Origin of the sequence: Azospirillum rugosum (assembly GCF_017876155.1) — a bacterium.
GTDB classification, from domain to species: domain Bacteria; phylum Pseudomonadota; class Alphaproteobacteria; order Azospirillales; family Azospirillaceae; genus Azospirillum; species Azospirillum rugosum.
This window is the reverse complement of sequence record NZ_JAGINP010000021.1, coordinates 143013-155867: the sequence shown is the minus strand read 5'-3', so window position 1 is coordinate 155867 and position 12855 is coordinate 143013. Positions and strand designations below refer to the sequence as shown.

Genomic DNA, 12855 nt, shown 5'->3' with positions numbered 1-12855 from the left:
AGACACAGAGGATGAACGATCCAATCTGTTCTCTGTGTCTCCGTGTCTCTGTGGTGACATCTTTTTCGAGTTTCCAACCAAACCGCCCGCGCGCGGACCAGAGGCGCGCAGAAGGCGTGGGAGGCTGACAATGGCCGCTGTGATCACCAAGCCCGAGGGTCTGCTCTATGACGGGGCGGACTGGGACTACGACAAGATCAAGCGCGTCTACGACGCCATTGAGCATGTCGCGCTGGACGAGATGGGCCTCAACGTCTATCCGAACCAGATCGAGGTCATCACGGCCGAGCAGATGCTCGACGCCTATTCCTCGATCGGCATGCCGCTGATGTACAAGCACTGGTCCTTCGGCAAGCATTTCGCCCGCGACGAGATGCTCTACCGCAAGGGCTACCGCGGCCTCGCCTACGAGATCGTCATCAACTCCAGCCCCTGCATCAGCTACATCATGGAAGAAAACACCATGACGATGCAGACGCTGGTCATTGCCCACGCGGCCTTCGGCCACAACCATTTCTTCAAGAACAACCAGCTGTTCCAGCAGTGGACGGACGCCGAGGGGATCCTCGACTATCTGGAGTTCGCCAAGGCCTACATCACCCAGTGCGAGGAGCGCTATGGGCACCACGCGGTGGAGCGGGTGCTGGACGCCGCCCACGCGCTGATGAACCAGGGCGTGCACAAGTATCCGAAGAAGCGCAGCCTCGACCTGCGGCTGGAGCAGAAGCGCGAGCGGGAGCGGCAGGAGTACCAGGAGCAGACCTTCAACGACCTGTGGCGCACCGTGCCGAAGCCCATGGCCGGCGGCGCCCGCCCCTCCAAGACGGTGTCGGAGCGCAAGAAGCTGCTCGGCCTGCCGGAGGAGAACCTGCTCTACTTCCTGGAGAAGAAGGCCCCGCGGCTGGAGCATTGGCAGCGCGAGATCCTGCGCATCGTCCGCCACATCGCGCAATATTTCTATCCGCAGAAGCAGACCAAGCTGATGAACGAGGGGTGTGCGACCTACACCCACTACACCATCATGAACACGCTTCATGACAAGGGGTCGATCAGCGAAGGCGCGATGTTGGAGTTCCTGCACTCCCACACCTCGGTCGTCTTCCAGCCGGAGTTCGACGACCAGCGCTTCTCGGGCATCAACCCGTATGCGCTGGGCTTCGCGATGATGCAGGACATCCAGCGCATCGCCGAGAACCCGACCGACGAGGACCGCTACTGGTTCCCCGACCTCGCCGGCCGCGGCGACGGCATGGGCGCGCTCCGCGACGCCTGGGCGAACTTCCGCGACGAGAGCTTCGTGCTCCAGTACCTCAGCCCGCACCTGATCCGGAAGTTCAAGATGTTCAGCGTGCGCGACGACGCGGAGGATCCGTACCTGCTCGTGGAGAACATCCACAACGAGCGCGGCTACCGCCAGATCCGCAAGATGCTGGCGCGCCAGTACGACCTGGCCTTCCTGGAGCCGGACATCCAGATCGTCGACGTGGACCTCGCCGGCGACCGCAAGCTGATCCTGCACCACCGCGTCACCAACGGCGTTCTGCTGGACGAGAGCGACGCCAAGGCCGTGCTGCGCCACATCGCCAACCTCTGGGGCTACGAGGTGCAGCTCATCGAGGTCTCGGCCGTGTCCGAAGCGATCCTGAAGGAACACGCCGTCACTGCACCGAGCGGCGTGGGGGCGTGAGTTATTCCTCCAAGCGTCGCGCCCCCTCGAACAGGGGGGCGACGTCACGGGCGGAGTGAAGGACACGCACGATTTCGACGCCGTCTTCCGTCGGCCGGTAGAAGATCACATACCGGTCGATGGGGACGCTTCGGAGATTGGGCCGGATTTCGGCGCGCGGACGGCCGGACAAGGGGCGTTCGGACAGCCGTTCGAACGTATCGCCAAAGCGCTGGATCAGACGATCGGCCGCCGCTGGGTTTGCCGCGCCAATGTAGCTTCCGATGTCGATGAGATCGGTGCGCGCACGCGGTGCGATGATGATCCGGGCCATCAGACCCCATTCTCACCCAAACCGAAGCGGGCGCGAAGTTCGGCCATCACGGTGCGCCCATCCAATCCCTTACCGGCGTTCAGTTCGCCGATCCCCTCGTCGATGTCCGCCCTAAGCGCGGCGAGCTTCGCCTCGTCCTCGGGGGAGAGGGGCGGGTCGTAGACGGGGCGGGGTTGCGGCTTGGCCATGGCCTTAAGGTAGCACGGAGGGGGCGCCGTTTCCACGCCTCCTCCGGCAACGGCGTCACTCCTTCCCGAAGGTCTCCGCGCCGAAGACCGTCGCCTCCAGCCCCGGCACCGGGCGGTCGGGAGCCCAGCCGGCCTTGCGCTTCAGTTGGGCGACGAACTGGCGCCGGTCGGGCAGCATGTCCCAGACCTTGGGCAGGAACAGCGCGCCGTCGCGCCCGGCGCGCAGGATCAGCCCGTCGATTCCCGGTCGCAGCTTGGCGATGAGGTCCTCCTCGTCGCGGAAGGGCAGGGGGCGGTCGTGGCTGAGGATCGACACGGCGATGTCCACCCGCGGCAGCTCCGCCGCGGTCAGCGGGCCGAAGCGCGGGTCCTGCATCGCCGACCGCACCGCGTTCTCCACGACGTCCTCGACCAGCGGGCGGCTCGCCTGGGTCGTGCCGATGCAGCCGCGCAGCTCCCCGTCGATGGTCAGTGTGACGAAGGTGCGGCGGATGGCGCGCAGCGGCATGGGGAAGTCCTCCGCCCGCACCTGGGGGGCGCGGCCGGTCTTCACCGCGTGGGCCAGCGCGCGCCGCGCCGCCTCCAGCAGAAGCTCCCGATGGGCGTCGGACAGGTGGGCCGCAGTCGCCGGCTCCACGCTGTAGGCGCCGTAGCCGACCACCCGGTCGCGGTCGCCGGCCGTGTCGCCGGAGTTGCGCAGGTCGCGCGTGGTGACGCGCAGGTCCAGCGCGCGGGCGCGCATCAGCAGCCCCGCCACCGGCAGGTAGCCGCAGGCGCGGTCGCCCGACAGCCGTTCGATGTCCGCCGCCTCGATGGCCTGCGAGGTCTCCAGGTCCAGCCGGTGCGCGGTGGCGTGGTCGTGGAAGTGGCTGAGGTCGGAGCTGACGACGATCAGAGTCTCCGGCCCGCCCCACAGCCGCTGCAGCACCGCATCCACCCGCGCCGGGTCGACGTGGCCGACCACCAGCGGCACGACGGAGGCCTCCGGGAACAGGCGCTGGATGAAGGGCAGGTGCACCTCCAGCGAATGCTCCCCGTCGAAGGCGCGGTCGATCCGCTGCACGTCGGGCAGGTCGCGGATCGCTGCGATGGCGTCATTGTCCACCGGCACGGCGCCGAGCGGCGTCTCCAGCGCGTCGGCCGACGGATAGGCGATGCCGCGGAAGCCGTAGCGGTGCGCCGGCCCCAGCAGCAGGACGCGGGTGATGCGCCCGCCCAGATGCGCCACGCCGGCGTAGGCGGTGCCGGCGATCGGGCCGGAATAGACATAGCCGGCGTGCGGGGCGATGATCGCCTTGGCCGGCAACCGCTCCGTATGGGCGTCCTCCAGGAATCCCGCGACCATGCGGTCGAGGGCGGCGGGGTTGGCGGGATAGAAGGCCCCCGCCACGGCCGGAGCGCGCAGGTTCATGTGATCCCAGCCTCACAGATTATCGAAAGGATAAGGGCCCGGGAAAGGCTTTGCCGGGCCGGGCGACGTACCCCACATGTAGGAACACGGTCCGAACCTTTGCAAGCGGGCCAAACTTTGACAAGCGGGCCCCGGCGTTTCTTTGCCGGCCCGCCCGCCCATACTGTTGAGAACAGCGCATGTCCAACATCGTCCCCGCCCGTTATTGGCATCGGCTGGACGACGGCCGCCTGCAATGCGACCTCTGCCCGCGGCACTGCAAACTGTCCGACGGCCAGCAGGCGCTTTGCTTCGTGCGCCAGCGCCAGGGCGACCAGATCGTGCTGACCACCTACGGCCGCTCCTCCGGCTTCTGCGTCGATCCCATCGAGAAGAAGCCGCTGAACCATTTCCTGCCCGGCACGCCGGTGCTGTCCTTCGGCACGGCGGGCTGCAACCTGACCTGCAAGTTCTGCCAGAACTGGGACATCTCCAAGTCCCGGGAGTTCGACACGCTGGCCGACAGCGCAGCGCCCGAGACCATCGCGCGCGCGGCGAAGGAAACGGGCTGCCGCTCCGTCGCCTACACCTACAACGACCCGGTCATCTTCCTGGAATACGCGGTGGACGTGGCCCAGGCCTGCCGCGAGCAGGGGGTGAAGAACGTGGCTGTCACCGCCGGCTACATCTGCGCGGAGCCGCGCGCCGAGTTCTACCGCCACATGGACGCCGCCAACGTGGACCTGAAGGCCTTCACGGAGGAGTTCTACCACAAGGTCACCGGCAGCCACCTCGCCCCGGTGCTCGACACGCTGAAGTACCTGAAGCACGAGACCAAGGTCTGGTTCGAGATCACCACCCTGCTGATCCCCGGCGAGAACGACAGCGACGCCGAACTGCACGCCATGACCGGCTGGATCCGCGAGAACCTCGGCCCCGACGTGCCGATCCACTTCACGGCCTTCCACCCCGACCACAAGATGCGCGACAAGGGCTGGACCCCGCACGCCACGCTGCTCCGCGCCTGGACCATCGCGAAGGCGAACGGCCTGCACCACGTCTATGTCGGCAACGTCGCGGATCTGGACCATTCCAGCACCCGCTGCTCCGGCTGCGGCGAGGTGGTGGTCGGCCGCAGCGGCTACACGCTCAGCGCCTGGGGGCTGGATGAGAAGGGGGCCTGCACGAACTGCGGGACGCAGCTTCCGGGCGTGTTCGAGGCCGCGCCCGGCCATTGGGGCGCCCGGCGCATGCCGGTGCGGCTGCGGGATTACGCGGCGGCCTGATGGTTGCTTCCCGCCATTATGTTCCGTATCTTACGGAAGATACGGAACATGAGGTGCGGCATGTCCATCACCGCTGCGGCGTCCGAGGTGCAGAAGAACTTCGGCGCCTTCCACGACCGGGCTCTGGTCGAGCCGGTGCGCGTCACGCGCTATGGCCGCGAGACGGTCTTCATCGTCTCGGCCGAGACCTACCACGCGATGAAGCAGGCGCAACGGCAGGCCATCGCGTCGGCCGACTTGACGGACGAGGAGGCCGCCCTGATCGAGGCCGCCGAGATACCCGAAGAGCATCGCTACAGCATCGATGAGTGATCGATGCCGCTGCCCACTCCCGCACCCGGCCTCGTAATCAGCTACGCCTACCTGTGGAAGCGGGAGCGACGGGCGGGAGTTGGCGAGGGGCGGAAGGACCGCCCCTGTGCCATCGTGCTGGCCGTGGCGGATGCGGACGGCGACCGTCTGGTCTATGTCGCGCCCATCACGCACACGCCGCCGGACGATCCCGCCAACGCGATCGAACTGCCCGCCAAAGTGAAGCAACGCCTCGGCCTGGATGCGGAACGATCCTGGATCGTCACCGACGAATTGAACAAGTTCGTGTGGCCGGGCTTTGACCTCCGGCCCGTCTCGCGGTCCAAGCCGGACGTCTTCGCCTGGGGCTTCCTGCCGACGGAGCTGTTCGAGGCGCTGAAGCGCGGCATCGCCGCCCACCAGAAGGCGCGCCGCCTGCATGTACTTGCGCGGGATTAGCCGCGATCCGCTTCAGGGCGCCCGACCCGCCTCCGGATCCAGCGTGTACAGCTCCTGCGGGCGGCCGACGCCGCGCAGCAGGTAGCGGCCGATGGAGATCAGGCGCTGGCGGCATTCCGGGGCGGATTGCACGAAGGCGGAGGACAGCAGCAGGTCCTGGTCCAGCGACCGGCACATGGCGGCGATGCGGCTGGCCTCGTTCACCGCGGGGCCGACGACGGTGAAGTCCAGCCGGTCCACGCCGCCGATGTTGCCGTAGAACACCTTGCCCTGGTGCAGGCCCAGGTAGAAGCGCGTCACCGGCATGCCCTCCGCGGCGCGGCGGGTGTTCAGCTCCTTGCAGCGCTCCCGCGCTTCCTCCGCGGCGTCGAGCGCGGCGCGGCAGGCGTCCTCGGCGCTGTTGCGGTCGAAGACCGCCAGGATGCCGTCGCCCATGAATTTCAGCACCTGCCCGCCGTGCCGGTGGATGGCGGTCACCACCAGCTCCGCATAGTCGTTCAGCAGGGGCAGGATGGTCTCCGGCGGGGCGGTGTCGGTGATGCGGGTGAAGCCTTGCAGGTCGCTGAACCACAGCACGGCGTCCAGCTTCTCCGCGATGCCCCGGCGGATGTGGCCGCGCAGCACGCGATGGCCGGCGTCGCGGCCGAGGTAGGTTTCCACCAGCGTGTTGGCGATGCGCGCCACCGCGTGGCCGCGCAGCGCCAGCGCCAGCGTGCCGGCCAGCGTCAGCAGGGCGTCCTGCTGCACGTCGTTGAAGCCATCCGCGTGATGGGTCACCCAGGAGGAAAAGATGCAGTCCATCTCCCCGATCGCGGCGTCCGGCCCGAGGCGGTTGACGATGGCCATGTAGTCGGTGGCGCCCTGCGCGTGCAGCTCGTCCACCACCGGGAACTCGCCCGCCTCGCAGCCGTCGACCAAGCGGCGGCGCAGCATGACCTCGCCGGTGGTGTAGAGGCGGTGGAAGGGGCTGCGCAGCCACTTCTCCTCCAGCGCCGGGTCGGTGGTGGTGCCATAGTCGGTCTGGCGCACCTCCGCGGCGTTGCGCCCGGTGCTGTCCCAGGTGACGACATGGCCGGCGATGGTCGGGTGCAGCGTGTCGGCGCCGATCACCGTCCGGGTCAGCGGGACTCCCGCCTCGACCAGCCGTTCGCAGAACCCGCCGACCAGCTCCGTCGCCGGAAGCCCCTGGAGCCCGGCGTCGGTGATCCAGCGGCTGAGATCGAGTATCCGGTGTGCATCCATGGTCGTCTTCCTTGCGCAACGGCCGGTGGCGTCAACTGTGGGACAGCCTGTCGGTGATGAACGCCGCAACCGCGGCAAAGTCGCCGGTTGTTCGCAATTCGGCGGGCACGCCCCGGAATTCAAGGTCCGGGCCGAATCCGATGATCGGCTTCCCGAAGGCCAGCGCCAGCCGCACCTCGTCCAGCGTCCCGTGCCGGCCGGGCAGCGCGACGATGACTTGGGCCGTCAGGATGTTGACGTGGTTCCGGCTCAGCGCGTCGGGCGGGTCGTCCGGACCCTTCCTTTGGAACGGCGTCAGGATGGTCAGGTCGATGAAGGGGTTCGGATAACCGGGCAGCGGCACGAAGCCGCGGACCGGGTCGGGTTCCGACGGCAGCACCCCGATTGACCGGCCCCGGCGGCCGGGCGTTCCGAAGAAAGCCCGCGCGGCGGCCAGCATCACGCCGTTGCCCCCGCCGGTCAGCAGGTCGTGCCCGTTCTCCGCGATCCAAATGCCGAGCGGCGTGGCGAAGGCGTCCCACTCGTCCTTCCCCGACCCCATGACCCCGATGATCGCCATGACGTGCTCCCCCTTGTCCAAGGCGCTTTCATCCCCCTCTCCCGCCCCCGGCGGGAGAGGGAGGGACCCGCGGAACGCGGGAGGGTGAGGGCAAGGTTATCCCGAGAAACCAAGCCCTCCCCCTCCCCCACCTTCGGTGCGGGCCCCTCCCTCTCCCTGCGGAGCAGGGAGAGGGGGTTTCATCCCTTCACCGCCCCCGTGGCTTCGCCCGCGCCGTCGGCTCCGCCTCCAGCGGGTTGTCGGGCCAGTAGTGCTTGGGGTACTGGCCTTTCAGGTCGGCCTTCACCGCCTTGTAGGCGTTGGCCCAGAAGCTGGCGAGGTCGCGGGTCACCTGCACCGGGCGGCGCGCCGGGGACAGCAGGTGCAGCAGCAGGGCGACGCGCCCGCCGGCGATGCGCGGGGTCTCGGCCAGCCCGAACATCTCCTGCAACCGCACGGCCAGCACCGGCTCGTCCGCCGCGTAGTCGATGGGCACGCGCGAGCCGCTGGGCACCTCCACATGGGTCGGCGCCTCCTTGTCCAGCCGCTGCTGCATCGCCCAGGGCAGAAGGCCGCGGAGCGCGTTCCCCAACTCCACCCGGTCCAGGTGCGCACGGCGCGACGCGCCGTTCAGGAAGGGCGCCAGCCAGTCCTCCAGCGTGGCGAGCAGGGCGGCGTCGGAGACGTCGGGCCACTCCTCCCCCTCCATGCGGCGCAGAAACTGGACGCGGGCCTGCCACTTGCGCAGTTCGTCGGTCCAGGGCAGGGCGGTTAGCCCCATCTCGCGGATGCCTTCCAGCATGGCGGCGGCCATGGTTTCGGCGGGCGGGTTGGCCAGCCGCTCGTCCTTCAGCACCAGCGCGAACAGCATGCGGCGGCGGCGCGCCAGCACCACCTGCTCCCGCCCGTCCCAGGTCACGACCGTTTCCGTGCGGATGTGCTCCGCGAAGGTGTCCTCCAGCTCGGCCAGGGTGACCGGGGCGGCCAGGAAGACGCGGGATTCGCGCGCGGCGCCGTCCAGGTCGGCGACGGCCAGCCAGTCCTGCGCGGTCAATGGCTCGGCGTCCTGGAAATAGGCGCCGCGGCCGTTGGACAGGCGGTACTGCGCCGCCGCGCCCCCGGCGTTGTTGCCGCCCGGCCGGCGCTGGCCGATGCGGTCCGGGTAGGCGAGCGCTACCAGCAGCCCCGTTGCCCCCAGGTCGCCGCCGTCATCTTTGGCGCCCAACTGCCGCTTCCACTGCCGCGCCTGCTTCAGCGCCTGCTGCGCCCCGCCGCGCTCCACGGTCAGGCCACGTCCGGCGCCGCGAATCCGGCCCTCGTCGTCCAGCCCGCGCAGCAGTTCCACGCGCAGCCGCAGGTCGGCGTCGCGGAAGCCCGGCTGCGCCCGGACGATGTCGCGCTCTCCCAGCAGCGCCGCCACTTCGCAGGCCAGCCCGCCCAGCCCCAGCTCCTTGCCCCTCAGCATCATGTGGGCGAGCCGCGGGTGCACGCCGAAGCCGGCCATGCGGCGCCCGTGCGGCGTGATCGCGCCGTCCGCGTTCAGCGCGCCCAGCTCGCGCAGCAGCTCCCGCGCCTGCGCCATGGACGCGGCCGGCGGCGGGTCCAGCCAAGCCAGCGTGGTGGGATCGGCGACGCCCCAGACCGCCAGCTCCAGCGCCAGTGGGGCGAGGTCGGCCTCCAGGATCTCCGGCGCGGTGAAGGGGGCCAGGGCCTTGTGCGTGGCCTCCGGCCACAGGCGGTAGCAGACGCCGGGTTCCAGGCGGCCGGCGCGGCCCCGCCGCTGCTCCGCCGAGGCCTGGGAGACCTTGGCGGTGACCAACCGCGTCATGCCGCTGCGCGGGTCGAAGCGCGGCACGCGCATCAGCCCGCCGTCCACGACGATGCGGATGCCCTCGATGGTCAGGCTGGTCTCGGCGATGGGGGTGGCCAGCACGACCTTGCGCGTGCCCGGCGGGCTCGGCGCGATGGCGCGGTCCTGCGCGTCGGCCGTCAGGTCGCCGTAGAGCGGCGCGATGATCGTCCCGGGGCCCAACCCGGAATGGGGATCGGCGCCCTCCAGCAGGGTCTGCACACGGCGGATCTCCCCGGCGCCGGGCAGGAAGACCAGCGCGTTGCCGCTCTCCTCGCGCAGCGCGCGGCGGACGGTGGCGGCGACCGCGTCCTCGATCCGCGTGCCTGGGCCAGGGGCGTCGAGGTGCCGGGTCTCCACCGGGAAGGCGCGGCCCTCGCTGGTCACCATCGGCGCGTCATCCAGCAAAGCCGCCACCGGCGCGCCGTCCAGCGTCGCCGACATGACCACCAGCCGCAGGTCGTCGCGCAGAGCCCCGCGCGCCTCCTGCACCAGGGCGAGCGCCAGATCGCTGTCGATGCCGCGCTCGTGGAATTCGTCGAACAGCACGGCGCCCACCGCCGGCAGCTCCGCATCCTCCTGAAGCTGGCGCAGGAACAGGCCGTCGGTCACCACCTCGATGCGGGTCCTCGGCCCCACCTTGGTGTCCAGGCGGACGCGGTAGCCGACCGTCTCGCCCACGGACTCCCCCAGCATGGCGGCCATCCGCCGGGCGGCGGCGCGGGCGGCCAGCCGGCGCGGTTCCAGCACGATGACCTTGCGCCCCTTAAGCCAGGGCTGGTCGAGCAGCGCCAGCGGCACGCGCGTGGTCTTGCCGGCGCCGGGTGGGGCCTGCAAGACGGCCACGCCGCGTTGGCGAAGCGCCGCCAGCAGGTCGGGGAGGACGGGATCGATGGGGAGGGCGGGAAGGGGAGGAAAGCTCATCAGGCGGGGTCGGTCGGCGGCAAGGTGGGAAGCGGGGGCGGTGCGTTCTTGACCGCGGCCAGTGCGTTGGTCAAGTCCTCCACCATGCGGGTCAGGCGGGCGATCTCCTGTTCGCGCAGCAGGTCGATCTTCTGGTGCAGCAACTCGATCTCCAACTCCGCCTTCAGGTTCACGTCGTAATCCTGCTTCGCCCGCTCCCGGTCGATGTCGGCCTGGCGGTTCTGGCTCATCATGATGATGGGGGCGGTGTAGGCCGCCTGGAAGGACAGGACGAGGTTCAGCAGGATGAAGGGGTAGGGGTCCCAGGCGCCCATCCAGCCCAGCACGTTGGCGCTGATCCACAGGCCGAGCAGCACCGACTGGCCGATGATGAAGTGCCAGGACCCGACCAGCGCCGCCACCCCGTCGGCGACGACCTGACCGGCCGAGCGGTGCCCGGCCGCGGCCGCGCGCGCCGCGCGCCGGCGTTGCCGCAGACGGTGCAGCCGTTCCAGGTCGTCGCGCCCGAAGGCGGACAGAAGGCCGTTCAACGCGTTCATGGCGGGCGTTCCCTGAATTGCCGATGCTGCACAGGATCTGTAAGCCCGGCACGCGGCGCGGCCAAGGGCGGAGGCATGACGGGCGCGTTAAATTGTCGCATGAAACCGCGCCGCGTCGTCCCTTCCGGGATCCGAGGGCGGGGAGGCGCTATGGTGCCGAAAGACCACAATCCTTTTGTGCCTTAACGACACCGGACTCCCATGGCCAGCATTCACGATCCCGCCCTGTTCCTCGCCCACGCCTGCGCGCTGGAAGAGGACGCCGCCAACCGCTTCACCGACCTGTCGGAGGCGATGAAGACCTACGGCAACGCCGAGGTGGCGGCCTTCTTCGGCAAGATGGCCGAGTTCTCCCGCCTGCACCTGGCGGAGGCGCGCAAGCGCTCCGGTTTCCGCGACATCCCGGCATTGGCGCCGGAGGACTTCCAGTGGCCGGACGGCGAAAGCCCCGAGGCGGCCTCCATGGAAGGCTCGCATTACCTGATGACGGTGGACTACGCGCTGGAGCTTGCGCTCGACAGCGAGAAGCGCGGCCACGCCTTCTACGCCGACGTGGCGGCCACGACCAGCGACCCGGAGGTCCGCATGATGGCCGAGGAGTTCGCCTCCGAAGAGGCCGAGCATGTGGCGGAACTGGAGCGCTGGATCGCGCGCTTCCCGAAGAAGCCGTAAGGACTTTCGAATGGGGCTCTCGCGTTGGGCCCCCACCCTAACCCTCCCCCACCTTCGGCGGGGGAGGGGATTTCTCCTCCCCCCGCGAAGTGGGGGGAGGTCGGGAGGGGGGCAAAGCGACGACGCACCGAAAATGGTGCCGCCGAAATTACTTCGCCAAGTCGGCGTAATCGTACTCGTACTTCTTGTCGGCCGGCTTGAAGGTCTTGAAGGCGGCGATGACATCGTCCGCCGTCACGCCGGCCGGCACGTTCAGGATTTCGTAAACGACCGAGCTGCCGCTGGTCGGGCCGACGTCGGCGTTCCGGTGCGCCTGGGAAACCAGGCCCTCGCCGGCCCTCTTGATCATGATCGAAGCCATATCCGTTCCGTCTCCTGTTGCACGTCGCCCGACGTCCAATATCCATAACGCGAACAGGGTCATAGGGCCAACGGATAAATTGTCCGGGGACGGTCGTGCACCCGGCCTCAACGCAGGGCGGCTTCCTCGACGCGCGGCTGCGACAGCACCTGGGCGATCCCGGCGCTCAGCCACTGCGAGTAGGCCTTGCGCCCCTCCGGCCCCAGGGCGCCGCTCCGGCAATAATTTGCGGATTTGTGCAGGGAATCGGGGAAGCGCCAGACCGGCAGGCCCGGTTGCTCGTTCAGCCGGGTCAGCGCCGCCGGCAGGTAGCTGTTGCCGGGGCCGTACATCCGTTCTTCGAAGGCCGTGGGGCGGCGCAGGTGGAGCAGGGCGACGCGCGTTCCCCCAGCCCGCGCCTGATCGGCGAAGCGCCGCACCGCTTCGAAGGCCGTGGACTCAGCGTCGAGCGAGACGACGGACCGGGCTTCCTCGACCCGGCGTTCGACGTCGGCGGCCGTCCGGCCGTTCGGGTCCGGGGCGCGGCAGGGCTTTTCGTACTGGATGGCGATCTGGTCGGCCAGATAGGGCTTGCCCTCCAGCGCCATGCCGGTCACCACCGATCCGTAGGAGCGCAGGTCGGCCAGCGGGCGGCGTTCGGCGAACAGCAGGTCGAGGTCGAGCAGGACGAGGTCGGGCTTGATCTTCAGGATGGCGCCCAGCATCGGCTCGAAATCGGCGAACTGCGCGTGCTCGTGGACGATGCGCAGGAACTGGACACGCTCGATCCCGTCCCGCGCGGCCAGCTTGGCCATGCCGTCCTCGTCGAGCGTGGCGTGGCGCAGGGTCGCCCCGCCGAGCGCCACGACGACCGGCGATCCCATGCCGCGGCCCGCCCGGTCGGCGGTCGCGGCGATGCGGTTCGTGTTGTACCAGACGAAGGGCCGGTCGTAGAGGCTGTAGCCGGTCCAGAAGGCCCCCGCGGTCCCGGCCAGGAACAGCGCCGGGATCACCCCCAGCAGGACCAGCCCGAGCCGCCGTCGGCGCTTCGGCCGCGGCGCTGCCATGGATCGCGCCTTCTTCTTTTCCGACATCGGCTGTGGTGGCGGTTCCGTCGCCGGCTCGTTCGTGGTCATG

At 69.3% G+C, this 12855-nt stretch carries 14 protein-coding genes; 5 read left to right on the top strand and 9 right to left on the bottom strand.

Annotated features, from left to right (window positions below):
• Nucleotides 1-130: 130 nt before the first annotated feature.
• Nucleotides 131-1687 (top strand): SpoVR family protein, encoded by a 1557-nt coding sequence (locus J2851_RS25815; RefSeq protein WP_209769883.1) that lies wholly within the window; start codon nucleotides 131-133, stop codon nucleotides 1685-1687.
• Nucleotide 1688: 1 nt separating this feature from the next.
• Here the strand turns inward: J2851_RS25815 and J2851_RS25810 are convergent, their stop codons facing one another.
• From J2851_RS25810 to amrB, 3 genes are read right to left on the bottom strand one after another with little or no spacing between them, the layout of a single operon-like run.
• On the bottom strand, nucleotides 1689-2000 hold the full coding sequence (locus tag J2851_RS25810; RefSeq protein WP_209769882.1) for a type II toxin-antitoxin system RelE/ParE family toxin: 312 nt from the start codon (nucleotides 1998-2000) through the stop codon (nucleotides 1689-1691).
• Nucleotides 2000-2188: a hypothetical protein gene (locus J2851_RS25805; RefSeq protein ID WP_209769881.1), complete on the bottom strand. Its 189-nt coding sequence runs from the start codon at nucleotides 2186-2188 to the stop codon at nucleotides 2000-2002. Before J2851_RS25805 ends, J2851_RS25810 begins: the two co-directional genes overlap by 1 nt.
• A gap of 55 nt (nucleotides 2189-2243) precedes the next feature.
• On the bottom strand, nucleotides 2244-3599 hold the full coding sequence (amrB, locus tag J2851_RS25800; RefSeq protein WP_209769880.1) for an AmmeMemoRadiSam system protein B: 1356 nt from the start codon (nucleotides 3597-3599) through the stop codon (nucleotides 2244-2246).
• A gap of 179 nt (nucleotides 3600-3778) precedes the next feature.
• Here amrB and amrS point away from each other — a divergent pair, with 179 nt between their 5' ends.
• Genes amrS through J2851_RS25785 form a run of 3 tightly spaced genes read left to right on the top strand, consistent with a single transcriptional unit; the run spans nucleotide 3779 to nucleotide 5614 of the window.
• Nucleotides 3779-4864 carry an AmmeMemoRadiSam system radical SAM enzyme gene (gene amrS / locus J2851_RS25795; protein WP_209769879.1) on the top strand — a complete coding sequence of 362 codons (1086 nt, stop codon included), beginning with the start codon at nucleotides 3779-3781 and terminating at the stop codon, nucleotides 4862-4864.
• Nucleotides 4865-4924: 60 nt separating this feature from the next.
• Nucleotides 4925-5176 (top strand): type II toxin-antitoxin system Phd/YefM family antitoxin, encoded by a 252-nt coding sequence (locus J2851_RS25790; RefSeq protein ID WP_209769878.1) that lies wholly within the window; start codon nucleotides 4925-4927, stop codon nucleotides 5174-5176.
• Between the two features lie 3 nt (nucleotides 5177-5179).
• Nucleotides 5180-5614 (top strand): hypothetical protein, encoded by a 435-nt coding sequence (locus tag J2851_RS25785; protein ID WP_209769877.1) that lies wholly within the window; start codon nucleotides 5180-5182, stop codon nucleotides 5612-5614.
• A gap of 12 nt (nucleotides 5615-5626) precedes the next feature.
• Here the strand turns inward: J2851_RS25785 and J2851_RS25780 are convergent, their stop codons facing one another.
• The 4 genes from J2851_RS25780 to J2851_RS25765 form a co-directional block, all read right to left on the bottom strand.
• Nucleotides 5627-6856: an adenylate/guanylate cyclase domain-containing protein gene (locus J2851_RS25780; RefSeq protein ID WP_209769874.1), complete on the bottom strand. Its 1230-nt coding sequence runs from the start codon at nucleotides 6854-6856 to the stop codon at nucleotides 5627-5629.
• 31 nt (nucleotides 6857-6887) lie between these two features.
• The gene (locus J2851_RS25775) at nucleotides 6888-7415 is read right to left on the bottom strand and encodes an SLOG cluster 4 domain-containing protein (protein WP_209769872.1); all 528 of its coding nucleotides are present in this window, start codon (nucleotides 7413-7415) and stop codon (nucleotides 6888-6890) included.
• Nucleotides 7416-7602: 187 nt separating this feature from the next.
• Nucleotides 7603-10167: an ATP-dependent helicase HrpB gene (hrpB, locus tag J2851_RS25770; RefSeq protein ID WP_209769870.1), complete on the bottom strand. Its 2565-nt coding sequence runs from the start codon at nucleotides 10165-10167 to the stop codon at nucleotides 7603-7605.
• Entirely contained in the window at nucleotides 10167-10706 is a 540-nt protein-coding gene (locus tag J2851_RS25765; protein ID WP_209769868.1) for a DUF1003 domain-containing protein, read from the bottom strand. Before J2851_RS25765 ends, hrpB begins: the two co-directional genes overlap by 1 nt.
• 201 nt (nucleotides 10707-10907) lie before the next feature.
• Between J2851_RS25765 and J2851_RS25760 the strand changes: the two genes are divergently transcribed.
• Nucleotides 10908-11378: a ferritin-like domain-containing protein gene (locus tag J2851_RS25760; protein ID WP_209769866.1), complete on the top strand. Its 471-nt coding sequence runs from the start codon at nucleotides 10908-10910 to the stop codon at nucleotides 11376-11378.
• A 148-nt stretch (nucleotides 11379-11526) separates the two neighbouring features.
• On the opposite strand, the gene J2851_RS25755 is transcribed toward J2851_RS25760, so the two are convergent.
• Together J2851_RS25755 and J2851_RS25750 are read right to left on the bottom strand one after the other, a co-directional pair.
• Entirely contained in the window at nucleotides 11527-11739 is a 213-nt protein-coding gene (locus J2851_RS25755) for a hypothetical protein (RefSeq protein ID WP_209769865.1), read from the bottom strand.
• A 107-nt stretch (nucleotides 11740-11846) separates the two neighbouring features.
• Nucleotides 11847-12854 (bottom strand): hypothetical protein, encoded by a 1008-nt coding sequence (locus tag J2851_RS25750; RefSeq protein WP_209769864.1) that lies wholly within the window; start codon nucleotides 12852-12854, stop codon nucleotides 11847-11849.
• Nucleotide 12855 lies beyond the last annotated feature (1 nt).

Bases quoted from the DNA above. Each gene is read 5' to 3' on its own strand.
- J2851_RS25815 (WP_209769883.1), top strand. From the start codon at position 131: ATGGCCGCTGTGATCACCAAGCCCGAGGGTCTGCTCTATGACGGGGCG.
- J2851_RS25790 (WP_209769878.1), top strand. From the start codon at position 4,925: ATGTCCATCACCGCTGCGGCGTCCGAGGTGCAGAAGAACTTCGGCGCC.
- J2851_RS25810 (WP_209769882.1), bottom strand. From the start codon at position 2,000: ATGGCCCGGATCATCATCGCACCGCGTGCGCGCACCGATCTCATCGAC.
- J2851_RS25780 (WP_209769874.1), bottom strand. From the start codon at position 6,856: ATGGATGCACACCGGATACTCGATCTCAGCCGCTGGATCACCGACGCC.
- J2851_RS25805 (WP_209769881.1), bottom strand. From the start codon at position 2,188: ATGGCCAAGCCGCAACCCCGCCCCGTCTACGACCCGCCCCTCTCCCCC.
- J2851_RS25775 (WP_209769872.1), bottom strand. From the start codon at position 7,415: ATGGCGATCATCGGGGTCATGGGGTCGGGGAAGGACGAGTGGGACGCC.
- J2851_RS25755 (WP_209769865.1), bottom strand. From the start codon at position 11,739: ATGGCTTCGATCATGATCAAGAGGGCCGGCGAGGGCCTGGTTTCCCAG.
- J2851_RS25765 (WP_209769868.1), bottom strand. From the start codon at position 10,706: ATGAACGCGTTGAACGGCCTTCTGTCCGCCTTCGGGCGCGACGACCTG.
- amrB (WP_209769880.1), bottom strand. From the start codon at position 3,599: ATGAACCTGCGCGCTCCGGCCGTGGCGGGGGCCTTCTATCCCGCCAAC.
- amrS (WP_209769879.1), top strand. From the start codon at position 3,779: ATGTCCAACATCGTCCCCGCCCGTTATTGGCATCGGCTGGACGACGGC.
- J2851_RS25785 (WP_209769877.1), top strand. From the start codon at position 5,180: ATGCCGCTGCCCACTCCCGCACCCGGCCTCGTAATCAGCTACGCCTAC.
- hrpB (WP_209769870.1), bottom strand. From the start codon at position 10,167: ATGAGCTTTCCTCCCCTTCCCGCCCTCCCCATCGATCCCGTCCTCCCC.
- J2851_RS25750 (WP_209769864.1), bottom strand. From the start codon at position 12,854: ATGACCACGAACGAGCCGGCGACGGAACCGCCACCACAGCCGATGTCG.
- J2851_RS25760 (WP_209769866.1), top strand. From the start codon at position 10,908: ATGGCCAGCATTCACGATCCCGCCCTGTTCCTCGCCCACGCCTGCGCG.